At 47.0% G+C, this 22,355-nt stretch carries 37 protein-coding genes; 2 read left to right on the top strand and 35 right to left on the bottom strand.

Annotated elements, in window-relative coordinates:
• Nucleotides 1–305 precede the first annotated feature (305 nt).
• Together AC0YNV_RS38135 and AC0YNV_RS38130 are read right to left on the bottom strand one after the other, a co-directional pair.
• Nucleotides 306–527: a hypothetical protein gene (locus tag AC0YNV_RS38135; RefSeq protein WP_210046642.1), complete on the bottom strand. Its 222-nt coding sequence runs from the start codon at nucleotides 525–527 to the stop codon at nucleotides 306–308.
• A 103-nt stretch (nucleotides 528–630) separates the two neighbouring features.
• On the bottom strand, nucleotides 631–1,242 hold the full coding sequence (locus AC0YNV_RS38130) for a stage II sporulation protein M (RefSeq protein WP_475772690.1): 612 nt from the start codon (nucleotides 1,240–1,242) through the stop codon (nucleotides 631–633).
• Nucleotides 1,243–1,353: 111 nt separating this feature from the next.
• Here AC0YNV_RS38130 and pdaB point away from each other — a divergent pair, with 111 nt between their 5' ends.
• Nucleotides 1,354–2,157 (top strand): polysaccharide deacetylase family sporulation protein PdaB, encoded by an 804-nt coding sequence (gene pdaB / locus AC0YNV_RS38125; protein ID WP_210046644.1) that lies wholly within the window; start codon nucleotides 1,354–1,356, stop codon nucleotides 2,155–2,157.
• Between the two features lie 17 nt (nucleotides 2,158–2,174).
• On the opposite strand, the gene AC0YNV_RS38120 is transcribed toward pdaB, so the two are convergent.
• Complete coding sequence (locus AC0YNV_RS38120) at nucleotides 2,175–2,804, bottom strand: KinB-signaling pathway activation protein (protein ID WP_475772689.1); 630 nt, start codon at nucleotides 2,802–2,804, stop codon at nucleotides 2,175–2,177.
• Nucleotides 2,805–3,003: 199 nt separating this feature from the next.
• Between AC0YNV_RS38120 and gerD the strand changes: the two genes are divergently transcribed.
• A complete protein-coding gene (gene gerD / locus AC0YNV_RS38115) occupies nucleotides 3,004–3,684 on the top strand; it encodes a spore germination lipoprotein GerD (protein ID WP_475772688.1) in 681 nt (226 codons plus the stop codon).
• 103 nt (nucleotides 3,685–3,787) lie between these two features.
• Here the strand turns inward: gerD and AC0YNV_RS38110 are convergent, their stop codons facing one another.
• The 32 genes from AC0YNV_RS38110 to rplV all read right to left on the bottom strand — a co-directional run bounded on the left by AC0YNV_RS38110 (nucleotide 3,788) and on the right by rplV (nucleotide 22,323).
• Nucleotides 3,788–4,891: an Mrp/NBP35 family ATP-binding protein gene (locus AC0YNV_RS38110; RefSeq protein ID WP_475772687.1), complete on the bottom strand. Its 1,104-nt coding sequence runs from the start codon at nucleotides 4,889–4,891 to the stop codon at nucleotides 3,788–3,790.
• A 212-nt stretch (nucleotides 4,892–5,103) separates the two neighbouring features.
• The gene (gene cwlD, locus AC0YNV_RS38105) at nucleotides 5,104–5,877 is read right to left on the bottom strand and encodes an N-acetylmuramoyl-L-alanine amidase CwlD (protein WP_475772686.1); all 774 of its coding nucleotides are present in this window, start codon (nucleotides 5,875–5,877) and stop codon (nucleotides 5,104–5,106) included.
• Nucleotides 5,878–6,004: 127 nt separating this feature from the next.
• On the bottom strand, nucleotides 6,005–7,171 hold the full coding sequence (sat, locus tag AC0YNV_RS38100) for a sulfate adenylyltransferase (protein ID WP_475772685.1): 1,167 nt from the start codon (nucleotides 7,169–7,171) through the stop codon (nucleotides 6,005–6,007).
• Between the two features lie 17 nt (nucleotides 7,172–7,188).
• Nucleotides 7,189–7,881: a phosphoadenylyl-sulfate reductase gene (locus AC0YNV_RS38095; protein WP_475772684.1), complete on the bottom strand. Its 693-nt coding sequence runs from the start codon at nucleotides 7,879–7,881 to the stop codon at nucleotides 7,189–7,191.
• 148 nt (nucleotides 7,882–8,029) lie between these two features.
• On the bottom strand, nucleotides 8,030–8,422 hold the full coding sequence (gene rpsI, locus AC0YNV_RS38090) for a 30S ribosomal protein S9 (protein ID WP_210046651.1): 393 nt from the start codon (nucleotides 8,420–8,422) through the stop codon (nucleotides 8,030–8,032).
• Between the two features lie 19 nt (nucleotides 8,423–8,441).
• Complete coding sequence (gene rplM / locus AC0YNV_RS38085) at nucleotides 8,442–8,879, bottom strand: 50S ribosomal protein L13 (RefSeq protein WP_475772683.1); 438 nt, start codon at nucleotides 8,877–8,879, stop codon at nucleotides 8,442–8,444.
• A gap of 212 nt (nucleotides 8,880–9,091) precedes the next feature.
• Nucleotides 9,092–9,832 (bottom strand): tRNA pseudouridine(38-40) synthase TruA, encoded by a 741-nt coding sequence (truA, locus tag AC0YNV_RS38080; RefSeq protein ID WP_475772682.1) that lies wholly within the window; start codon nucleotides 9,830–9,832, stop codon nucleotides 9,092–9,094.
• 560 nt (nucleotides 9,833–10,392) lie between these two features.
• Nucleotides 10,393–10,758 carry a 50S ribosomal protein L17 gene (rplQ, locus tag AC0YNV_RS38075; RefSeq protein WP_189000425.1) on the bottom strand — a complete coding sequence of 122 codons (366 nt, stop codon included), beginning with the start codon at nucleotides 10,756–10,758 and terminating at the stop codon, nucleotides 10,393–10,395.
• 14 nt (nucleotides 10,759–10,772) lie between these two features.
• Nucleotides 10,773–11,717, bottom strand: coding sequence for a DNA-directed RNA polymerase subunit alpha (locus AC0YNV_RS38070; protein ID WP_210046654.1), 945 nt, complete (start codon nucleotides 11,715–11,717; stop codon nucleotides 10,773–10,775).
• 128 nt (nucleotides 11,718–11,845) lie between these two features.
• Complete coding sequence (rpsK, locus tag AC0YNV_RS38065; RefSeq protein ID WP_125663943.1) at nucleotides 11,846–12,241, bottom strand: 30S ribosomal protein S11; 396 nt, start codon at nucleotides 12,239–12,241, stop codon at nucleotides 11,846–11,848.
• An 18-nt stretch (nucleotides 12,242–12,259) separates the two neighbouring features.
• A complete protein-coding gene (gene rpsM, locus AC0YNV_RS38060; RefSeq protein ID WP_210046655.1) occupies nucleotides 12,260–12,628 on the bottom strand; it encodes a 30S ribosomal protein S13 in 369 nt (122 codons plus the stop codon).
• A gap of 17 nt (nucleotides 12,629–12,645) precedes the next feature.
• Entirely contained in the window at nucleotides 12,646–12,759 is a 114-nt protein-coding gene (gene rpmJ, locus AC0YNV_RS38055; protein ID WP_003333770.1) for a 50S ribosomal protein L36, read from the bottom strand.
• Nucleotides 12,760–12,805: 46 nt separating this feature from the next.
• Nucleotides 12,806–13,021: a translation initiation factor IF-1 gene (gene infA, locus AC0YNV_RS38050; RefSeq protein WP_015847200.1), complete on the bottom strand. Its 216-nt coding sequence runs from the start codon at nucleotides 13,019–13,021 to the stop codon at nucleotides 12,806–12,808.
• Nucleotides 13,022–13,023: 2 nt separating this feature from the next.
• Complete coding sequence (locus AC0YNV_RS38045; RefSeq protein ID WP_210046703.1) at nucleotides 13,024–13,296, bottom strand: KOW domain-containing RNA-binding protein; 273 nt, start codon at nucleotides 13,294–13,296, stop codon at nucleotides 13,024–13,026.
• 14 nt (nucleotides 13,297–13,310) lie between these two features.
• Nucleotides 13,311–14,072: a type I methionyl aminopeptidase gene (gene map / locus AC0YNV_RS38040; RefSeq protein WP_210046656.1), complete on the bottom strand. Its 762-nt coding sequence runs from the start codon at nucleotides 14,070–14,072 to the stop codon at nucleotides 13,311–13,313.
• The gene (locus AC0YNV_RS38035) at nucleotides 14,069–14,722 is read right to left on the bottom strand and encodes an adenylate kinase (RefSeq protein ID WP_210046657.1); all 654 of its coding nucleotides are present in this window, start codon (nucleotides 14,720–14,722) and stop codon (nucleotides 14,069–14,071) included. Before AC0YNV_RS38035 ends, map begins: the two co-directional genes overlap by 4 nt.
• 88 nt (nucleotides 14,723–14,810) lie before the next feature.
• Complete coding sequence (gene secY / locus AC0YNV_RS38030) at nucleotides 14,811–16,112, bottom strand: preprotein translocase subunit SecY (protein WP_210046658.1); 1,302 nt, start codon at nucleotides 16,110–16,112, stop codon at nucleotides 14,811–14,813.
• On the bottom strand, nucleotides 16,113–16,553 hold the full coding sequence (gene rplO, locus AC0YNV_RS38025; protein ID WP_210046659.1) for a 50S ribosomal protein L15: 441 nt from the start codon (nucleotides 16,551–16,553) through the stop codon (nucleotides 16,113–16,115).
• A gap of 50 nt (nucleotides 16,554–16,603) precedes the next feature.
• On the bottom strand, nucleotides 16,604–16,783 hold the full coding sequence (gene rpmD, locus AC0YNV_RS38020) for a 50S ribosomal protein L30 (RefSeq protein ID WP_189000446.1): 180 nt from the start codon (nucleotides 16,781–16,783) through the stop codon (nucleotides 16,604–16,606).
• A 13-nt stretch (nucleotides 16,784–16,796) separates the two neighbouring features.
• Entirely contained in the window at nucleotides 16,797–17,294 is a 498-nt protein-coding gene (gene rpsE, locus AC0YNV_RS38015; RefSeq protein ID WP_210046660.1) for a 30S ribosomal protein S5, read from the bottom strand.
• Nucleotides 17,295–17,325: 31 nt separating this feature from the next.
• A complete protein-coding gene (rplR, locus tag AC0YNV_RS38010) occupies nucleotides 17,326–17,691 on the bottom strand; it encodes a 50S ribosomal protein L18 (protein ID WP_210046661.1) in 366 nt (121 codons plus the stop codon).
• Nucleotides 17,692–17,756: 65 nt separating this feature from the next.
• Nucleotides 17,757–18,299: a 50S ribosomal protein L6 gene (gene rplF, locus AC0YNV_RS38005; RefSeq protein WP_210046662.1), complete on the bottom strand. Its 543-nt coding sequence runs from the start codon at nucleotides 18,297–18,299 to the stop codon at nucleotides 17,757–17,759.
• Between the two features lie 30 nt (nucleotides 18,300–18,329).
• Complete coding sequence (gene rpsH, locus AC0YNV_RS38000) at nucleotides 18,330–18,728, bottom strand: 30S ribosomal protein S8 (protein WP_189000457.1); 399 nt, start codon at nucleotides 18,726–18,728, stop codon at nucleotides 18,330–18,332.
• Nucleotides 18,729–18,760: 32 nt separating this feature from the next.
• Nucleotides 18,761–18,946, bottom strand: coding sequence for a type Z 30S ribosomal protein S14 (locus tag AC0YNV_RS37995; RefSeq protein ID WP_169281342.1), 186 nt, complete (start codon nucleotides 18,944–18,946; stop codon nucleotides 18,761–18,763).
• Between the two features lie 20 nt (nucleotides 18,947–18,966).
• On the bottom strand, nucleotides 18,967–19,512 hold the full coding sequence (rplE, locus tag AC0YNV_RS37990) for a 50S ribosomal protein L5 (RefSeq protein WP_210046663.1): 546 nt from the start codon (nucleotides 19,510–19,512) through the stop codon (nucleotides 18,967–18,969).
• A gap of 32 nt (nucleotides 19,513–19,544) precedes the next feature.
• Nucleotides 19,545–19,898, bottom strand: coding sequence for a 50S ribosomal protein L24 (rplX, locus tag AC0YNV_RS37985; protein ID WP_475772681.1), 354 nt, complete (start codon nucleotides 19,896–19,898; stop codon nucleotides 19,545–19,547).
• Between the two features lie 47 nt (nucleotides 19,899–19,945).
• Nucleotides 19,946–20,314 carry a 50S ribosomal protein L14 gene (gene rplN, locus AC0YNV_RS37980; RefSeq protein WP_210046665.1) on the bottom strand — a complete coding sequence of 123 codons (369 nt, stop codon included), beginning with the start codon at nucleotides 20,312–20,314 and terminating at the stop codon, nucleotides 19,946–19,948.
• Between the two features lie 43 nt (nucleotides 20,315–20,357).
• The gene (gene rpsQ / locus AC0YNV_RS37975; RefSeq protein ID WP_189000461.1) at nucleotides 20,358–20,621 is read right to left on the bottom strand and encodes a 30S ribosomal protein S17; all 264 of its coding nucleotides are present in this window, start codon (nucleotides 20,619–20,621) and stop codon (nucleotides 20,358–20,360) included.
• 56 nt (nucleotides 20,622–20,677) lie between these two features.
• Nucleotides 20,678–20,878 carry a 50S ribosomal protein L29 gene (gene rpmC, locus AC0YNV_RS37970; RefSeq protein WP_210046666.1) on the bottom strand — a complete coding sequence of 67 codons (201 nt, stop codon included), beginning with the start codon at nucleotides 20,876–20,878 and terminating at the stop codon, nucleotides 20,678–20,680.
• Nucleotides 20,868–21,302 (bottom strand): 50S ribosomal protein L16, encoded by a 435-nt coding sequence (gene rplP, locus AC0YNV_RS37965; protein ID WP_210046667.1) that lies wholly within the window; start codon nucleotides 21,300–21,302, stop codon nucleotides 20,868–20,870. Before rplP ends, rpmC begins: the two co-directional genes overlap by 11 nt.
• A 3-nt stretch (nucleotides 21,303–21,305) precedes the next feature.
• Nucleotides 21,306–21,974 carry a 30S ribosomal protein S3 gene (gene rpsC, locus AC0YNV_RS37960; RefSeq protein WP_210046668.1) on the bottom strand — a complete coding sequence of 223 codons (669 nt, stop codon included), beginning with the start codon at nucleotides 21,972–21,974 and terminating at the stop codon, nucleotides 21,306–21,308.
• A gap of 13 nt (nucleotides 21,975–21,987) precedes the next feature.
• Entirely contained in the window at nucleotides 21,988–22,323 is a 336-nt protein-coding gene (gene rplV, locus AC0YNV_RS37955; RefSeq protein ID WP_210046669.1) for a 50S ribosomal protein L22, read from the bottom strand.
• Nucleotides 22,324–22,355: the final 32 nt, after the last annotated feature.

The following is a 22,355-nucleotide window of genomic DNA, read 5'->3' as shown; positions in this document are numbered from 1 at the left end:
GTATTAGGCACGCCGCCAGCGTTCGTCCTGAGCCAGGATCAAACTCTCCATAAAAGAGATCCGAAGATCTCATACCTTACAGATAAGCTAAAACAGCTCATTCTTTAAAACCTGTTTGACAGGTCGCTCATTGTTCAGTTTTCAAAGAACAAATGCTTCTTCAGTTAGGCACTATGTAACTTGGCCCTCTTTAGTAAGCTTATGTCGGCTGCCTCAGCGGCGACTTTTATAAGATACCATAGGCACTATCCACAATGCAAGCATTTTTTTTGAAATATTATGCACATGTGGATAATGGCCCGTTTTTAGCGGTATGTTCGCATATTTAGAGCGTAACGGGACAGTTCTTTTGAAGAGGCAATACGGGCATACATGCGGAAAATAACTTTGTACCGCTTGGCAATCGCTGCCTTAATATCGCCATCCAGCCGGGAATCGTTCAAATCGAGCAGCATTTCATCAAGTTCTTTGCGCAGGACATAGTCATATTCTTTGCATTCTTTGTCGTTGAACAATATTCCGAGCATAACCGTTAAGCAGCCCCCTTATATCGGTGTTACTTAAAACGGCGCCTTACGCATGTCGCGAAAGACGCCGCTTTATTGTTATGCTCAGATTTTGGGAATTTTATTACTTTCCGAGCAGCCAAAGTGTAAAGGTGCTCTCGATAACCGCCGCAATAAGCAGCAGACCTACAATGAAAACCATGGCAGGCAGCGTCCGCATGACGAACTGCTCCAAATCTTTGCCCCAGCCAGGGCGTTTGACTACCAATGATCCTATCCCTTTGAACATCATTGCACCAAATCGGAAGCCATAAGCGCAAGCGATAATGATGGCGGGAATTTCTATAATCCCATGTGGGAGAAGGCCTTTCATTAACGTAATCATGGCATCTCCGCCCTGAGAAGCCGTAATGCTTGCAATATATCCAATCATCATGCCGTTGATGGCCAAGAATATGAAAGGAACGATACCCAGAATTGCTCCCAGATACATCACAATAATGGACTTGATGGCATTATTGAAGAAAATAAACACCATAAACCATAGAGTGGGGTTGCTGCTGTTATCAATGGTATCCGCCATCTGCTGGAGACCCGCCATTTGTCCCTGGATAAAGGAATCAAAACCGGAATTGGTAGCTCCTACGACAATACCGGCCAACATGATGACACAGCTGAAAATCAAATAATGGCGCATCGTACCCAAATGACGAAAAATTTCGCGCAAGCCAAACATAGTGCTCACTCCTTTTTTGCATCTATTTTCGCATCTGTGACGAATAAGTTGGTGGTACGAGCATAGATTGTACTAGAACAAGCCTCAATCCAGAAAGGAGCGCCCAATCCAATGAACATGTTTTATGTAATAAACGGCCAAAGGTTGAAACGTTATTTTTTCATCGCGATCGGCATCATATTTGCAGTCGGCGTCATTTATGCGGAAAAGGACAACATCACGGTATTTTCTCCACAGCAGCCAGCCGCTATCTACAGCGTGCCAACAGATAAGAAAGTAATTGCACTTACTTTTGACATCAGTTGGGGGGAGAAGCGGACCGAGCCTATTCTCGAAATACTGAAACAGAAAAATGTAACGGATGCTACATTTTTCTTGTCTGCTCCCTGGAGTCAATCACATCCGGAGATCGTGAAGAAAATCGTTGACGCGGGATACGAAATTGGCAGTCATGGAAACAAGCATGAGAACTACAGTACACTTAATGATGATGAAATCCGCAAGCAAATCGAAACCGCTCATTCGGTTCTCACCCAAGTAACCGGCAAAACACCAACCTTGATTCGTTTACCTAACGGAGATTTTGACAAAAGGGTGCTGTCCATTGCCGAACAAATGAATTATAAAGTCATCCAATGGGACACCGATTCACTGGATTGGATGAACATCGGTACAGACAAAATTGTAAACCGCGTCGTCAGCAAAGCTCATCCGGGAGATATCGTTCTGATGCATGCCAGCGATTCGGTCAAACAAACCCATGAAGCGCTCCCTGCAATTATTGATCAGCTTCGTGAGAAGGGGTATGAATTCGTAACTGTCTCCGAACTGATCGCTCAAACCGAAGTGCAGGGCAAAACGGTACAGGATAAACCGACCATGCTGCAGCAAATGGCTGCTTCTACCGGTTTTTAAAGAACAAATCTAAAAGATTATACAGCCGATTTCGCATTTATTGCGGGGTCGGCTGTTCGTTTGCCCACAAGTCGGTGAAGCCACATAATTTGGTATGCATTGCAAACAAACATCGGAATCACCATAAAGACGATAGCGCTCGGATTGCTTTCTTCCCCAGTCAGGGTCGGCCAGGATTCCAATATGGTTACCACGACCAATAAAAAAACAGTTGGAATAAATGCATGATTATTGGTTTGTTTCACTTTAAAGTAGGCCACAAGCCACGCAGCCAAACCAAGAGCTACCGGCAGCGACCAGAATATCCAATTATTCAAAAGTTCGCGATTGCCATACAAAATGTATCCAAGTCCGCCCAGCGTAAACAATGTTGTGTAGGCCTGCAGTGCATTCCATAGGTAACTTTTGCGAAGAACGCTTAGTGCAATGTAATTAAGCGTCAAATAAGCAAAAAAGCCCATTTGACTAAATGCGCCAAATAATAATCCTACCAGAAGCATCATAAGCGCATTAAATCCTGCTGCCTGAAGTCCCAAGAAACCAAAGGATTGGTCAGTCCATTGCATAATACTTCCAACTATCATGGTCACGACACCGCCAACCGCCATCGTGCTCCAGAACAGGAAAAACCATTTGCGTAAATTCACTCTTTCGTTCACTCCTCGGAAGGTTCATGCAAAACCATGTCAACCTTTATTTTACCACGTTCACAACAAAAAGCTATGTCGTGTCCATGATAATACCTTGAACATTGTCGCATACTATTGATGAACTACCACATGACAATTCAGCAATGAAGCCTTCAGAAACCAATGAATTCTTAGTCAGAAAGGAGATGGGGTTAGCATGCTCAAACGCTTCGCGTTGATTGGTTACATGATTGCATTGACACTCATCATAACGAGCTGCGGATCCGAGCCTTCAGGTGGCGGATCAAGCGAGGCGGTCAGTTATAAAGATATGAAATCAATGGTTATTGACATATTGAAGACCGAAGATGCCCAAAAAGCACTTCAGGAATCCGCAATCGCCACAGGATCCGGAAGCTCGGGCTTTACGTCAAAACTGTTGTCTGTCCAGGATCAGGAACAGGTCAGATTGGCTGTCAAGGAAACATTAGTCTCCCCCGATTATAATAAAGTCATTGAGCGGTTGATGCTTGATACCCGGTTTGCAGGCGAATTTGCCAATGCTGTAAACAAGCAGAACAAACAAATCCACAAGGATCTGCTGAAGGATCCATCCTATCAGAAAGATCTCATTCAAGTTCTAAAAAATCCGGAAATGGATAAAATGATTCTCGAAGTACTGCAGAGCACTCAATATCGTTCTCAGGTAATGACGATTATGCAGGAATCGATGTCCAGTCCAATTTTCCGCTTGGAGATTCTGGATCTGCTCAAAAAGGCGGTCAAAGAAGAACTTAAACCTAAACCGGACGAGAAGGTGCAAAAGCCTTCTGATAAAGAAGGCCAAAGCGATCAAGAGGACTCAGGCGGCGATATGTCCGATCAAGGCGGGGGCTAACTTTTAATGAAAAATAAAAACCCGCTCGTACGGGATCCGGTTCTTCCAACCGGTTCCCATATAAGCGGGTTTTAATTTACAATCCAGGTATGGCTTCTGTTTCTTATGCTTCACATTTAGCAATAACTTTCTGGGCTATATCCGAATATAAACGGCCAATCTCCGTATCCGCTTTATAGACAGATGGAGAGAAGTCTTTCTCGGAAGGATGATTATCCGGCGCACCCAGCGGGATTTGAGCCATTAACTCCGCATTCAGCGATTCCGCCAAACGTGCTCCTCCGCCGCGCCCGAACACATACTCCTTCTCACCGCTTTTACTTTCAAAATAAGACATGTTCTCCACAATGCCAAGAATTTCATGCTCTGTTTTAATCGCCATGGCACCAGCCCGTGCAGCTACAAAGGCGGCTGTTGCATGAGGGGTAGTAACAATGATTTCTTTGCTTTGCGGAATCATTTGATGAACATCAAGCGCGACATCTCCGGTGCCCGGGGGCAGATCAAGCAGCAGATAGTCCAGCTCGCCCCACTCGATCTCTGCAAAGAAATTGCGCAGCATTTTGCCGAGCATGGGTCCGCGCCAGACGATCGGTGCATTGTCCTCAACAAAAAATCCCATCGACATGACACGAACACCGAATTTTTCAATCGGAATGACCCTTTCGTTTATCACTTCAGGTCTTTCCTCAATTCCCATCATATCCGGAACGCTAAACCCGTAAATATCGGCATCGACGATTCCGACTCTCTTCCCTTGGCGAGCAAGCGCAACGGCTAAATTAACGGTGACCGTAGACTTGCCTACACCGCCCTTGCCGCTGGCAACCGCGATAAATTGCACTCCACTGCCCGCATGCAGCAGTGGGTGAGCTTCAAGACCAGCCGAATGGCCGCGTAAAGGCGCACGGTTCCCTTCCGAGCCACCGGCTGATGCATTCTTCGATCCATCCACGCCTGCAGCGCCCTCCTCCGATGCTGCGGCCGCGCGGAAGCGGCTGTGAACCGTTTCTACTCCCAAACGTGCCATAGCCTCGCGCAGGGCCGCCTCAAACGCCGGCTGAGCCGCAGACTCGACGCCTTGAATGGTTAAAGAAACCTGACCCTCCTTCACCATTACATCACGGATGTTCACTTTGCCATCCTTGCTGCTATATCGCACCGCTACAGCTTCAGCAGCTGAAATGGCTTCCTCACGAGTCAACATAAGTTCATCGTCACCTCATATTCAAATATATACGCAATACCAATCATAACGATATGTACATTATTGATTATATCACAAGAAGAACCAGCTATCGCCAGAGGAGATGCCCTGTGCCGTTTTTTGCGGTGAAATATTATAAGCCAATTATGGTGGACGCATATAACTTGTATTTTAAAAGCCAACTCCTCCTTGCGGAGAAGCTGGCCATCTCGTTACGATCCATTAGGAGTTCCTGTCCCCCATTTTTCTCCTGAGGAATACCGAAGTATCCCTTGATACACGGAGGCTGCAACCATCTTCTGATAATTGGAATCCGCAAGACGACTTGCTTCGCCCGGATTTGAAAGAAATCCAACCTCGACCAGAGCACTGGGAATCTCTTCGGTAGCCTTCAATAGGAAAACCGTATTGACCTTGGCGGCCACCCGTTGGGTATTGTCCAGATTGCGTTTAATCTCCTCCTGGATGAAAGAAGCCAAAACCGCATTATCAGGATGATTGGGATAAAAGAAGGTTTGAGCGCCAGACCATTTTGGTGAAGGTATGCTGTTCATATGAATACTGATGAGCATTGAGGCGTTCTGGTCCTTCACGAATTGAGCGCGCCTCAGGAGATCCTCTGTTTTTCTTTTGCTGATTTTCTGGGTTCCTTCATTAGCCAGATCATAATCACCTTCACGTGTCATGACGACAACCGCACCGGATTGCTGCAAGTAATCGCGAAGCTGCAGCGCAATCGCCAGATTAAGATCCTTCTCAACAGCTCCCTGTTTACTTACCGCTCCGCCGTCAACACCGCCGTGCCCTGCATCAATGGCAATAATTTTCCCAGAAAGCGGCATGGTCCAGTACGTCCATGTACGGGTCGCAGGCACTTCCTGTGTCAGCAAAAGAACCGTCAACAATACAACCGCCATGCCAGCCACGATGCGTAAGGCTCCACGATATGTAATCCAGACAACGAATCGGTTACGAAAACCGCGCATACAAAAAACCACCCCAATCCCCAACAATGATAACGCAAGAGGCATGTCTTGCCTGCTCTCTTATCATCTTATGGGACGAGGTGGTCGGTTATGCGAATATCAGTTGTCCAATACAAATTGTTACTAACTAGTTGACAGGCTGTTCTGACATGCCTTCGATCAGAATTTGAGCAACTTCCGGACGAGAGAACTCTGGAGGCGGACATATCCCGTCACGAAGCAAAGCGCGAACCTTGGTACCTGACAGCGTCAGGTGATGCTCTTTATCATGCGGACATGTTTTGCTGGATGCCATGTTGCCGCATTTCTTACAGAAGAAGCTGTGCTCAAAAAATAGCGGCGTTATGCCGAGCTCCTCCGCAGAGAAGGTGCGAAGCAACTCCTGCGCCTCGTAAGTCCCGTAGTAATCACCAACACCCGCATGATCACGGCCTACAATGAAATGCGTACAGCCATAGTTTTTACGAACCATTGCATGAAAGATAGCTTCCCTTGGTCCCGCATAACGCATCGCCGCTGGAAAAACACCAAGAAAAACACGATCCTTCGGATAATAATTCTCAAGCAAGGCAACGTAGCTCATCATCCGAACATTAGCTGGCACGTCATCCGATTTGGTTTCACCTACCAGCGGATTGAGGAAAAGTGCATCGACAATTTCCATTGCGCATTTTTGGATATATTCATGAGCCCGGTGGACGGGATTGCGAGTCTGGAATCCCACGATGGTTTTCCAGCCGTTATCCGCGAAGATCTGACGAGTCTCGGAAGGATCGAAATAAAACTCATTAAACTTTTCCGGCTGAGGCCGGTTGATTACGGTTATGGGTCCACCAACATAAGTGGAAGGACGACCAAACAATTTGGCTACTCCGGGATGTTCTTGATCATTGGTTTTGAAAACATTAATGGCCTCAAGGTTCTGATCCACTTTGTAGATGCTCTCGATATCGATAACACCGTAAAGCACGCCATCTTCACCTGTCAGTGCCGCACGAGTCCCTACAGAGAGCTCTGCCGCCTTCTCATCCTCAACAGATAAAGTGATCGGAATACTCCACACAATGCCGTTAGCAAGACGCATTTTCTCTACAACAGAGTGATAATCGGCTTCGTTCAGGAAACCTGTGAGCGGCGAAAAAGCTCCAACACCTATTAAATCAAGATCTGATACAGCCCAAGTATTAATAAAAATAGATGACAAGGTTGCCGCTTCCGCAACTAACGCATCACGCTGTGCTCCAGTGGCGATTCGATTGATGAGTTCGCCGCCATGCGGCTTTATGCTGCTCATTTATGCAAGTGCCTCCCTTATTTATGCAATCCGCATTCTGTTTTTTCTTGTCCCGCCCAACGACCGGCACGCGGATCCTCACCCGGCATGACTTGACGCGTGCAATGCTCGCAGCCAATGCTTGGATAGTTATTATCATGCAGCGGGTTGTAATAAACATTATTCGTGCGGATATACTCCCAAACGTCCTCGGAAGTCCAGCTTGCGATTGGGTTGAACTTCACCAGGCCAAACTTGGTGTCATACTCTACTTTTTTGGAATTGGCACGCGTCGGCGCCTGATCGCGGCGAATACCGGTAATCCAAGCTTCGTATTTGGACAAAATTTTGGTCAGAGGCTGAACTTTGCGAATATTGCAGCATTGATTAGCATCACTTTTCCAAAGCTCATCCCCGAATTGTCCGGCCTGCTGCTCTGGTGTAATCTCAGGTTTAACTTCAACAAAGTTCATGCCATAAATTTCTTTCATCTTATCTCTTGTTTCATAAGTTTCTTTGAAGTGAAAATCTGTATCCAAGTAAAACACGTCTGTACTTGGGCTGATTTTTTGCAGCATATCGACGATAACTACATCTTCCGCACCAAAACTGCAGGCAAACGTAATGTTCGGAAAGGTTTCGACGGCAAATTTTATAATATCCTGCGGTGATGCGTTTTCCAATTCCACTGCTTTTTGCGTTATAAGTGCTTCTTTCTCAAAAAGGTTCATATCTAATGCCTCCATTAACGAATTCCTAGTAAAGTGATCTACTTTAAATTATACGTCTAATGATGGTATTGTTCAATGACTTAAATGAGCCAATATGAAGAAAAATACCCCCTCTGGCCAGCAGAAGGGGCATTTTTCGTTGATTCGTTTAACGTTTCGAGAACTGAGGCGCGCGACGAGCCGCTTTAAGTCCGTATTTCTTACGTTCTTTCATACGTGGGTCACGTGTCAGGAAGCCTGCACGCTTCAGAGCTGGACGGAATTCAGGATCTGCTTTGAGCAGAGCGCGTGAAATACCATGACGAATGGCTCCGGCTTGACCGGAAATACCGCCGCCATGAGCAAGTACCAGTACATCGTACTTGTCCGTTGTATCTGTAAGATTAAGCGGTTGTTTCACGATCAGTTTAAGTGTTTCGAGACCAAAATACTCATTGAGGTCACGTTTATTGATAATGATTCGTCCTTCACCCGGCACAAGGCGTACACGTGCAACAGAGTGTTTGCGACGACCGGTTCCATAGTATTGAACTTGAGCCATGAAACTGTCCTCCCTCTAATTATCCGCGAAGTTCATAGACTTCCGGGTTTTGTGCTTGATGTGGGTGTTCTGATCCGGCATAAACTTTAAGTTTAAGCTTCATTTTGTCACCCAGACGGTTCTTCGGAAGCATGCCGTGAATGGCAAATTCCAGTACACGTTCTGGAGTTTTGTTGATCATATCCTGAGCACTAGTTACTCTCAATCCGCCCGGATACATGGAGTGACGGTAGTACAGCTTGTTTTGAAGCTTCTTACCTGTCAGATGAATTTTCTCAGCGTTGATTACTACAACGAAGTCGCCTGTGTCAACGTGCGGTGTGAATTCTGGTTTGTGCTTGCCGCGGATTAATGCAGCTGCTTCGCTTGCAAGACGACCCAGTGTTTTACCTTCCGCATCAATGACGTACCATTTGCGTTCAACTTCATTTGGCTTAGCCATATAGGTGGTGCGCATGGATGATCCTCCTTCTTCATTAAAACAACCGTTCTCATGTATGAAGAAACGATGTCGTTTCATCGATTCATAAACTTGTTTGATATACAATTTGGATGGCCAACTTAGTCGGGGCTGTGGGAGAGCCACTAAGAAAGCACAAGTTATATTTTACTATATACAGAACATAAGCGCAAGCATAATGTTTGGGCTATTTTTCGATATGATTGCAGCTATTCCAAGTACTCCACTTCCCACAAATTCAGACCATGTGCCATGGCGGTCGGTCCGGCAGCAGAACGGTCCCGGGTTTCAAGAATTACTGAGACATCATCCGCAGTGAGTTTGCCTTCTCCTACAAGCAGCAGCGTCCCTGTAATGACCCGTACCATGTTGTATAAAAACCCGCCGCCTGAGATAAAAAGATCCAGCTTGCCGTCTTGCTCGTCAATACGCGCTTCATATACGGTACGTATATGCGTAGTCTTGGTTGAACGTCTGGATGTAAAGGAACTGAAGTCATGTGTGCCTACAAGGGCAGCCAAGCCTTTCCGCATCTCGTCAACACGTAGAGGTGTAGGATGATGAAATCGGTAACGTCGTTCGAACACATCCGGGAACTTATTCATATCAATTGAATAACGATATGTCTTGCGCTTAGCGGAATAGCTGGAATGAAAATCCGGCTCCACTTCATTCACGCTGCGAATAACAATGTCTGTCGGTAGTCTCGTATTAAGAGCGATCGCCCACCGTTCAACCGGAATTGCCGCAGCTGTGTGAAAATTAAATACTTGCCCGCGCGCGTGAACGCCGGCATCCGTTCTTCCGGAACCGATGATATGAACCTCTTCGCCGCTTAGCTTCTTGATGGTATCCTGAATCACATCCTGGATCGTATTTCCGCCAGGCTGCGTTTGAAAGCCATAATAGCGGGTTCCGTCATAGCTGACGACCACCCTCAGATTCCGCATCCCACACCTCCTCCCCGACAAGTTGCTCAGCTGATATTGCGCGTATGGCGATTGTTGAGTTCTCTGTTTGTTTCAAAATCTGTTCTTGCTCCAGCTTGAACTGCTGCCAGGTCAGTCGTTGTTACTAGATGTGCTTCTTTCGTTAATCTGCTTTTGCTTATGTTTGTCTTGGTACTCTATTGTTTGTCTGCTCTATTGTTTGTCGGTCTGCAACAAGCAATCTGCTCTGTGTCTTTGCGATAAAGGCTGCAAGCCTTTAAAGATACCGCAGTTGAGTTCAACAGCTCTACAGAGGCTTCTCCAACCATACCATCGATAGTCAGTATAATTTCCAGACATACTGGTGCAGCGAGAAGAGCCGTAGAGTAGAGCATAGAAGGGCCGAAGAGCTTACTTCCTGCCTTTGTCCACATGTGATTACCTTATCATTCAATTCAATATCATACGTGGACAACAGTATCCGCCGCCCCATCTTTAGCTCGTACCGAAGGCTCGTCCGAGCCGAGTCGCATTTAATGGCACAAAAAAAAGGTGGCCGCAAGGTCCACCCTTTCGTTTGTTTACGCGCGGTCCACGAGTTCCAAATAAACCATTGGTGCCGCGTCACCGCGACGAGGTCCCAATTTCAAAATACGTGTGTATCCGCCCGGACGTTCCGAGTAACGGGTAGCCAGCTCGGAAAACAGTTTTTGGATTGCATCTTGCTCGCCATCGATTGACTCGCGACGTACAAAAGCAGCTACTTGACGACGAGCGTGAAGATCACCGCGTTTAGCAAGCGTGATCAGCTTCTCTGCGATCGGGCGAAGCTCTTTCGCTTTCGCTTCAGTCGTTTGAATCCGTTCATACAGGAACAAGTCAGTGCAAAGATCGCGGAATAATGCTTTACGCGAACTAGCGTCACGGCTCAATTTTGAATATGCCATCGATTTTCCCTCCTTTATTCTTCCATACGGAGGCCAAGACCGAGTTCTTCGAGCTTCTCTTGAACTTCCTCTAAAGACTTGCGTCCAAGGTTGCGGACTTTCATCATGTCTTCTTCGGTTTTCGTTATCAGCTCTTGAACGGTGTTGATGCCTGCACGCTTGAGACAATTGTAAGAACGTACGGAGAGATCGAGTTCTTCAATCGTCATCTCTAGTACTTTTTCTTTTTTGTCTTCTTCTTTTTCCACCATGATTTCGGCATCCTTGGCTTCATCCGTAAGTCCCACGAACAAATCAAGATGCTCGGTCAAAATTTTGGCGCCGAGGCTAACAGCCTCTTCCGGCCTGATGCTGCCATCGGTCCAAACTTCCAATGTCAGCTTATCATAGTTCGTTACTTGGCCAACGCGGGTGTTCTCAACCGTATAGTTAACGCGCGTAATTGGCGTGTAGATCGAATCGACTGGAATTACACCAATCGGCTGATCTTCCCGTTTGTTACGATCCGCTTGAACGTAACCGCGTCCGCGATTGGCGAATACACGCATATGAAGCCGTGCACCGGAAGCCAGAGTAGCGACATGAAGATCAGGGTTTAAAATTTCGACATCGCTATCAGCGCGAATATCGCCCGCCGTAACGTTGCCATCGCCTTCAGCGTCAATTTCCAATACCTTCTCTTCGTCGGAATGGATTTTGAGTGAAAGCCCTTTGAGGTTCAGAATGATCTCGGTTACGTCCTCCATCACACCTGGAACCGTCGAGAATTCATGAAGCACGCCGTCGATCTGAACTGATGTTACAGCAGCACCCGGCAATGACGACAACAGGATTCTGCGTAGCGAGTTCCCGAGCGTCGTCCCGTATCCGCGTTCCAACGGTTCAACTACGAAACGTCCGTAAGTGCCTTCCTCGTTCAGCTCTACGGTTTCGATTTTCGGCTTTTCGATCTCAATCACTAATAGTCCCCTCCTTCAAAACGTCGCTCCGTTACCATGATCGCAATTGAAGTCTAATCATGTAGTATGCCAAACCTTCACAACCATTATTCACAAGTTGTCGATATTTGATACCACACCCGACTAGACTATACGCGACGACGTTTCGGCGGACGGCATCCGTTATGCGGAACAGGCGTTACGTCCTTAATGAGGTTAACTTCAAGACCAGCTGCCTGCAGGGAGCGGATTGCCGCTTCACGACCTGCACCTGGACCTTTAACCATGACTTCAACTGCTTTCATACCATGCTCCATTGCAGCTTTGGCAGCGGATTCGGCAGCCATTTGAGCTGCGAAAGGCGTGCTTTTACGGGAACCTTTGAAACCAAGGTTGCCTGAGCTTGCCCAGGAGATCGCGTTGCCGTGCGGATCAGTGATAGTAACAATCGTGTTATTGAACGTTGAACGGATGTGTGCCACACCCGATTCAATATTTTTACGGTCACGACGTTTTGTACGAACCGCTTTTTTCGGTTTTGCCATTTGAGTTATCCCCCCTTGTTATTTCTTCTTGTTCGCTACAGTCCGACGAGGACCTTTACGCGTACGAGCATTGGTTTTCGTCCGTTGACCACGAACCGGAAGACCACGACGGTGACGAACACCGCGGTAGCAGCCAATTTCGATCAGACGTTTGATGTTAAGAGAAATTTCACGACGAAGGTCGCCTTCCACCTTAACGGATTTATCAATCGTTTCGCGGAGTTTGCTGACTTCATCTTCAGTCAGGTCGCGAACGCGTGTCTGTTCACTGATCCCTGTAGTACTCAGAATCTTGTGGGCAGTTGTTGTGCCGATACCAAAAATGTAGGTCAGAGCAATGACGACGCGTTTATCACGCGGTAAGTCTACACCAGCAATACGTGCCATGTACCGTTATCCCTCCTTTATCCTTGTTTTTGTTTGTGTTTCGGATTTTCACAAATCACCATTACATTGCCTTTGCGGCGAATGACTTTGCATTTTTCGCAGATCGGCTTGACCGAAGGTCTGACCTTCATTGTGATTACCTCCCGAATTCTTTCGTTAGCAAAACCGTATACCGGCTTACTTCCGATAGGTAATGCGTCCTCTAGATAGATCATAAGGCGACAACTGAATGACCACTTTATCTCCTGTCAGGATACGGATAAAATGCATTCTTAGTTTACCCGATACATGAGCCAGAATTTGGTGTCCATTTTCCAGTTCAACCTTGAACATGGCGTTAGGCAGCGGTTCAATTACCGTACCTTCAACTTCAATGACATCTTCTTTAGCCACAGTCAATCTCCTTTCCCTTGCGCTGCTTTCTGAATTGCAAAACGCAGCTTAGCATTCGTAACACGGCCGGTTTCCCGCATGCTGTCCGTCACTTCATGACTGACGACCGGCTGCATCCTTAGATGCAGTACGTTCTTCTTCTTCGGTTGATCGAAGCGCCGCTTGTCACCGTCTGCGATAAGGACGAATTTCTCATCGACGATGCCGATAATAACAGCATAGCCGCCTTCTTCCTTACCACGCAGTATCTGGACTATGCGGCCGATTTCCGGCATATGTTCCAATGCGTTCAACCTGCCTGCTCCCTTGGTAGGGTTAATATTTCACAGCCATCTGCCGTCACGGCCACAGTGTGCTCAAAATGTGCGCACCATGAACCGTCTTCGGTAACGACTGTCCAATTATCCTCCAGCGTACGTACGTAACGCTCCCCGATGTTGACCATCGGTTCAATCGCGAGCACCATGCCCGGTTTGAGCCTGGGCCCATGATTGGGCATGCCGTAATTCGGAATCTGTGGCTCTTCATGGAGGCTGGCTCCAATGCCGTGACCAACATATTCACGAACAACGGAGAAACCAGCAGCTTCGATCACTTGTTGAATCGCATGCGAGATCGTAAACAACCGAACATCCGGTTTAACGAGCGCCAGACCAGCATAAAGTGACTCTTCAGTCACTTCCAACAGCCTGTTCGTCTGCTCACTGATACTGCCTACGCCGTAGGTCCAGGCGGAATCACCATGGTATCCTTTGTACTGCGCACCAATATCGATGCTGATAATGTCGCCATCATTCAGTTTGCGTGAGCCCGGAATTCCATGTACCAGCTCTTCATTGACAGAAGCGCAAATGCTGGCAGGAAATTGATTGTATCCTTTAAAAGATGGAATGGCATTTTGACTGCGGATGTAAGTTTCCGCGATCCCGTCCAATTCCTTGGTTGTAATACCAGGACGAATGGATTGTTTCAACAACCGGTGCGTTTCGGCAACGATTCGGCCAGCTTCTCTCATATATTGCAATTCCGACTCGGATTTGCATATAATCATTCGGCTGTTCCCCGTAGAGCAGAAACAATCTCCGTCGTTACTTCATCAATCTCTCTCTCTCCGTCCACCTCGCGCAGGATCCCTTTGCCCGAGTAATAATCCAGAAGAGGAGCAGTTTTTGAGATGTACTCGTCAAGACGAGTACCGACTTTCGCTTCCGTATCGTCTGACCTCTGATACAGCTCGCCGCCGCATTTATCGCAAATGCCTTCTTGCTTTGGCGGATTGAACATAATGTGGTAGGTCGCACCACAAGATTTACAAATGCGGCGACCGGTCAGACGCGCAAGCAGCAGACCGCGGTCAACTTTTAAGTTAACAACATGGTCAATGCTTCGACCCATTTCAGCAAGCATGCCATCTAAAGCCTCGGCTTGCTGTAGTGTCCGTGGAAAGCCGTCTAGCAGGAATCCTTTTTGGCAATCTTCAAGCTGCAGACGTTCACGAACGATTCCGTTCGTAATTTCGTCCGGTACGAGAAGACCTTGATCGACGTATTCTTTAGCCTTCTGTCCCAGAGGCGTGCCTTGTTTCATGGCCAGTCGGAACGCGTCACCCGTAGAGATATGGGGAATTCCGAAGGTATCCACTATTCTCTCGGCTTGCGTACCTTTACCGGCGCCTGGAGGGCCCATGAATAAAATGTTCATTAGCGTGTTCCTCGCTTTAAGCACAATAGGCTCTAAGCGGGTTCCGTTACGCTATAACCTGAACGGAAGCCCGATTTTGAACCTATCGTTATTTATTGATAAACCCTTTATAGTGGCGCTTGATCAATTGGGTCTCGATTTGTTTCATCGTATCAAGCGCAACGCCGATAACGATAAGCAGCGAGGTTCCGCCGAGTCTGACATCTGCCGGCAAGCCAGCCATTTTACCGAATATAACCGGCAAAATTGAGATGAGTGCCAAGAATATCGCACCACTCAGTGTGATTCTGGACATGACTCGTGTGATATAAGAAGAGGTTGGCTTACCAGGGCGTATGCCTGGAATGTAGCCTCCATTTTTCTTCATCTGGTCAGCCATTTGTACCGGATTAATCTGTACAAAGGTATAGAAGAACGTGAATGCCAGAATCAATATTACATACAGTACCATACCCAGAGGCGCATCATATGTCAAATTATCCTTTACCCATACCGCCCAGCCATGTGTTGACCAGAACTGTGAGATGGTAACGGGAAATAACAAAAGCGATGACGCGAAGATGACCGGAATAACGCCTGCTCCGTTCACTTTCAGCGGAATGTGTGTAGATTGACCACCGTACATTTTACGTCCAACTACGCGTTTAGCATACTGAACCGGTATTTTTCTAATTCCCTGTTGGACAAAGATAACCCCAACCACGATCGCGACTATAACGATGAGAAGAACAACCACTTTTATGATGTTAAGAAAAAGGGTGTCTCCAGCATCTACAAACTCTTGTGTATAGATAGATCGAATGTGCCGCGGAATGGAAGCAACGATACCGGCAAAGATCAGGACCGAGATCCCGTTACCGATACCTTTCTCCGTTATCTGCTCACCGAGCCACATAAGGAAGGCTGTACCTGCTGTCAGGACGATGGCTATCATCAGATAGTCACCAAACGCTGCACCTGGAATCATTTCATACTGGTATTGACGGTTAAATCCAATCGCCGTACCGAAACCTTGAATTAACCCTAGTACGATCGTACCATAACGTGTAATTTGTGCAAGCTTGCGTTTTCCATTTTCTCCTTCTTTTGCCCACTCGGCAAATTTAGGAATGACATCCATCGACAATAATTGCACGATGATGGAAGCCGTAATGTAAGGCATAATTCCAATCGCGAAAATCGAGAACTGGAACAATGCTCCACCTGAGAATGTATTCAGCAAACCAAACAAATCAGCTCCGGACTGGTCAACACTCTTAAATACATCTTTATTGACGCCTGGCACCGGAATAAAGGAACCAATCCGGTAAACGAGCAAGATGAACAATGTGAACAAAATCCGCTTGCGAAGGTCTTCCACTTTCCAAATGTTGGACACGGTCTTGAACAATTAGATCACCTCGGTTTTACCGCCGGCAGCCTGGATTTTCTCTACCGCAGATTGAGAGAATTTGTTTGCTTTTACCGTAAGCTGAACAGTGATATCGCCATTGCCGAGAACTTTAATACCACTCTGCGGGTTTTTGACAATTCCTTGCTCGATAAGCAACTCTGGCGTGATTTCAGTGCCGGCTGCAAAATTGTTCAACTCATCGATGTTCACAATCGCATACTCTTTACGGAATGGGTTGTTAAAGCCGCGTTTAGGAACACGACGATACAACGGGTTTTGTCCGCCTTCGAAACCTGGACGAACACCACCGCCGGAACGGGCGTTCTGACCTTTGTGACCACGACCAGCTGTTTTGCCGTTACCGCTACCGATACCCCGACCTTTACGGAATGCTTCTTTGCGGGATCCTGGTGCTGGTGTGAGCTCATGCAATTTCATCGTAGGTTGCACCTCCTTATAATTTCTTGTGCCGCAAGCGGCACTATATCTTATACTTCCTCAACTTTGACCATATGGCTGACAGTGTTCACCATACCACGGACTGCCGGGTTATCATTATGGACAACCGATTGACGAATTTTACGCAGTCCGAGCGATTGAATCGTTGCACGTTGCTTCTCGTTACGACCAATCAGGCTGCGAACGAGGGTGATCTGCAATTTTGCCATCGTGTTCCCCTCCTTAACCTAAAAGCTCTTGTACGGTTTTTCCACGCAGTTTGGCAACATCTTCAGCGCGTTTCAGGCGGGAAAGCCCTTCAAGCGTTGCGTTAACCATATTCATGGAGTTCGAAGAACCCAGTGATTTTGTAAGAATGTCGCCTACTCCTGCAAGCTCAAGAACGGCACGAACAGGACCGCCTGCAATCACTCCGGTACCTTCCGATGCCGGTTTGAGCAATACGCGTCCTGCGCCAAAATGTCCAAGAACCAGATGCGGGATCGTTGTCTTAACAAGTGGTACATGGATCAGGTTTTTCTTGGCATCGTCGATGCCTTTGCGGATGGCATCCGGAACTTCGCCCGCTTTGCCGATTCCTGCGCCCACATATCCTTTGCCGTCTCCGACAACTACAAGCGCGCTAAAGCTGAAACGGCGTCCGCCTTTTACAACTTTGGATACGCGGTTGATTTGAACTACTTTCTCAGTCAGTTCTAGAGTATTCGGATCTATACGCAAGTCGTTTTACCTCCTTATTAAGGTTTCTCAATTAGAATTGAAGTCCAGCTTCGCGAGCCGCATCAGCCAGAGCCTGTATTCTACCATGGTACAAGTATCCACCGCGATCGAAAACGACTTTCTCAACGCCTTTCGCTTTCGCGCGTTCAGCGATGAGCTCACCGATTTTGCGAGCCGATTCAACGTTGCCGCCGTTGCCTACGTCAGTAACTTCTTTATCCAGCGTAGAAGCCGATGCAATCGTTACACCTTGAACATCATCAATCAGTTGTGCATAGATGTGTTTGGAGGAACGGAATACAGCAAGACGCGGACGCTGCACGGTTCCATTGATTTTCTTACGAACACGCAGGTGACGTTTCAAACGCGCTTTGTTTTTATCGCCTTTTGTAATCATTCGTTGTACACTCCTTTCTTACTGTCCATTATGATGCTATCCGATTAAACAGCTGCAAGAGCTGTTTATTTTTTCTTACCGGCTTTACCTTCTTTACGAATAATGCGTTCACCTTCGTACTTGATCCCTTTGCCTTTATACGGCTCTGGTTCACGTACAGAACGGATTTTTGCAGCAGTTGCGCCAACGAGTTCTTTGTCGATACCACGAACGATGATCTTGGTGTTCGAAGGAACATCAAACTCGATGCCGCCTTCAGGCGTGATTTCAACCGGATGGGAGTATCCAACGTTAAGGACAACTTTGTCACCGGCCTTGCTTGCACGGTAACCAACGCCCACGAGCTCCAGTGATTTCGTGAAACCTTCAGTTACGCCACTCACCATATTAGCGATAACGCTGCGCGTTGTGCCATGCAGGGAGCGGTGCAATTTATTGTCAGTCGGACGTTCGATTGTGATTACGCTGTCCTCCACAACCACTTTCATGTCTTTGTGAATCGTGCGGCTCAGCGAACCTTTCGGTCCTTTAATTGTAATAAAGCTGTTGTCCAAGTCGATGTTTACGCCACCTGGTACTTGGATCGGTTTACGGCCAATACGAGACATTGTTACACCTCCAATCGTTGTGACAGTTTCTTACCAAACGTAGCAGACGACTTCGCCGCCCGATTTCACTTGGCGTGCTTCTTTATCGGTCATAACCCCTTTAGACGTTGAAATGATTGCCATTCCAAGGCCGCCTAGAACACGAGGGACTTCAGTGCTTTTCGTGTAAACGCGCAGTCCCGGTTTGCTGATACGTTTCAGCCCGGTAATGACACGTTCTTGATTGGGACCGTATTTCAAAAAGATACGGATAATCCCTTGTTTGCTATCTTCGATATACTCAGCGTCGCGGATAAAGCCCTCGCGTTTCAAAATTTCTGCGATTTGCTTCTTCACCTTCGAAGCAGGCATTTCAACCGTCTCATGACGCACAACGTTTGCGTTTCGGATACGCGTGAGCATATCTGCAATCGGATCAGACATAACCATTGTGAGAACCTCCTTCCCGATACTTAAGCTGATTACCAGCTTGCTTTTTTAACGCCAGGAATCTGGCCTTTGTATGCTAATTCACGGAAACAAATCCGACAAATTTTAAACTTTTGCAAAACGGAATGCGGACGGCCGCAACGCTCACAGCGTGTATAAGCTTGCACTTTGAATTTCGGTGTGCGCTGTTGCTTGATCTTCATCGAAGTTTTTGCCACTTGGTAGTACCTCCTGTGGATTACTTCGCAAACGGCATGCCCATTTGGGTCAGCAGTTCACGAGCCTCTTCGTCCGTTTTTGCCGTCGTGACGATGACGACGTCCATACCACGCACTTTATCAACTTTATCATACTCGATCTCCGGGAAGATAAGTTGTTCTTTCAAGCCGAGTGTATAGTTACCACGACCATCAAACGCTTTGTTCGATACGCCGCGGAAGTCGCGAACGCGTGGGAGCGTTACGTTAAACAGTTTATCAAGGAAATAGTACATGCGCTCGCCGCGCAATGTAACTTTGACCCCGATTGGCATATTTTCGCGAAGTTTGAAACCAGCGATGGATTTCTTCGCGCGTGTGACTACCGGCTTCTGTCCGGAAATCAAGCGAAGGTCTTCAACAGCAGTGTCAAGCACTTTGGAGTTGGAAACAGCCTCACCAACACCCATGTTGATAACAATTTTCTCGATTTTCGGCACTTGCATGACGGTGGTGTAATCAAATTTCTGCATCAAAGCAGGTGTAATGTCATTCAGGAAACGATCTTTCAATCTTGTTGTAGCCATGTAACGTGGACCTCCTTTCCGCTATCGGTCAATTAATCGATTACCTCACCGGATTTTTTAGCGATCCGGACTTTTTTACCGTTGTTGAGCGTTTTGTATCCGATACGGGTTACTTTACCGCTCTTTGGATCAATGTGCATAACATTTGAAACGTGAATTGGCGCTTCCTGCTCGATAATTCCACCCTGCGGGTTAAGCTGGGAAGGACGAGTATGCTTCTTCACCATGTTGACGCCTTCGATGAGAACACGATTTTCTCGTGGATACGCAGCAATGACGCGGCCTTTCTTGCCTTTGTCTTTACCGGTAATGACCATGATCGTGTCATCTTTTTTGACGTGCAATTTATTGTTATGGGACTCTAACACTTTTTTCAAGCGTGGCATGAGTTACACCTCCTGCATTCTTGCGTATGGTTCGCAAGATGATTTCTTTAGATAACTTCCGGTGCAAGCGATACGATTTTCATAAAGTCACGATCGCGAAGTTCACGAGCAACTGGTCCGAAAATACGTGTACCGCGCGGGCTTTTGTCTTCCTTTACGATAACCGCTGCATTCTCATCAAATGAGATGTATGAACCGTCTTTACGGCGAACCGCACGCTTCGTACGTACGATAACCGCTTTAACAACATCACCTTTTTTGACAACGCCACCTGGTGTTGCTTGTTTAACGGAACAAACGATCAAATCGCCAATATGGCCTACACGACGCCCAGTACCGCCCAGTACACGAATGCACATCAATTCTTTCGCGCCAGAGTTGTCAGCAACGGCCAAACGCGTAAATGGTTGAATCATTTCAACGTCCTCCTTCCGTCCAAATGCTTAAAAACAAGCATTTTTACAAAATAATAGCTGCTTCAACGATTTCGACAAGGCGGAACCGTTTGTCTTTTGAAAGCGGACGAGTCTCCATAACCTTGACAGTATCGCCAATCTTAGCTTGGTTGTTCTCATCATGTGCTTTGAATTTCTTCGTGTATTTGATGCGTTTATGGTAAAGATCATGCTTTTTGTAGGTTTCTACAGCAATCACGATGGTTTTATCCATTTTGTCGCTCACGACTTTTCCGATTTGAACTTTGCGCGCATTACGTTCGCTCATTGTTCATCCTCCTTTCTTACGATAGAACCTGCATATCGTTCCCGGGATAGGAGCAATTAGCTGCTAATTCCGAGTTCTCTTTCATGAAGAATGGTTTTAGCACGAGCGATATCCTTCCGCACATCACGAATACGTGTCGGGTTTTCCAATTGACCAGTGGCCAACTGAAAACGAAGGTTAAAAAGCTCCTCTTTAAAACCATTCACTTTTTGTTCAAGCTCAGCAGAGGTTAGGTTGCGAAATTCATTAGCTTTCATTTGCTTCACCACCCACTTCTTCACGTTTCACGAACTTCGTTTTGATTGGAAGCTTGTGAGCGGCAAGACGCATTGCTTCGCGAGCGATTTCTTCCGAAACACCTGCAAGTTCAAACAATACTTTGCCTGGTTTTACAACAGCTACCCACTTCTCAACGTTACCTTTACCGCTACCCATCCGAACTTCAAGCGGCTTTTGTGTAATTGGCTTAGCAGGGAAAATTTTAATCCAAACTTTACCGCCACGTTTGATATAACGAGTCATTGCAATACGGGCAGCTTCGATTTGGCGGTTGGTAATCCATGATGGCTCCAGCGCTTGGAGGCCGAATTCACCGAAATGAACTTCAGTACCGCCTTTAGCGCGACCTTTCATGTGACCACGTTGTTGTTTACGGTGTTTGACACGTTTTGGCACCAACATTGATTAGTTGCCTCCTTCCTGGGGAGCAGCAGCTTTCTTCTTCGTAGGAAGGACTTCGCCACGATAGATCCATACTTTTACGCCGATGAGGCCGTAAGTGGTATGTGCTTCAGCTGTACCGTAGTCAATATCGGCACGAAGCGTATGAAGCGGCACTGTGCCTTCGCTGTATCCTTCCGAACGCGCGATTTCCGCACCGCCCAGACGACCGCTGACTGCTGTTTTAATTCCTTTTGCTCCGGAACGAATAGTCCGTTGAATGGATTGTTTCATAGCACGACGGAACGATACACGACGCTCAAGCTGTTGAGCAATGCTTTCAGCAACAAGAATTGCGTCCAGCTCCGGATGCTTAATTTCAGAAATGTTGATGTGTACTTTTTTGCCTTTGGAGATTTTAGCAAGCTCGGAGCGAAGGTTTTCAACCTCGGAACCGCCTTTACCAATAACCATACCAGGCTTGGCTGTATAGATTGTTACGTTAACGCGATTTGCAGCACGCTCGATTTCAAAGCGGGATACAGCCGCATCTCTCAATTTGTTCTTGAGATACTCACGGATTTTGACATCTTCCATAAGCAGCTCGCCGAAATCCTTGCCTGCGAACCATTTGGATTCCCAGTCACGGATAATACCGATACGTAGACCAACCGGATTTACCTTTTGTCCCACACGTTGTCCCTCCTTATTTTTCGGATACCACCAAAGTAATGTGGCTGGTTCTTTTATTAATCCGACTTGCACGACCCATGGCGCGCGGACGGAAACGTTTCATTGTTGGTCCTTGGTTTACAAAAACCTGAGCAACGACCAGCTTGTTTATATCCAATTGGTAATTGTGTTCCGCATTTGCAATAGCGGAGTTAAGCAGCTTCTCCACGATTGGGGAAGCGGATCTTGGCGTATGGCGCAAAATCGCGATTGCTTCGCCGACTTGCTTGCCGCGAATCAAATCCACAACCAGCTGTGCTTTGCGAGGTGCAATGCGGACGTGGTTAGCGCTCGCTTTAGCTTCTTGCATCGTTGAACCTCCTCTCGATCGATCATTCGAAA

The organism is Paenibacillus sp. JT31N11 (assembly GCF_056269285.1).
The sequence above is the reverse complement of the archived record's forward strand: the minus strand, read 5'-3'. Positions and strand labels throughout refer to the sequence as shown.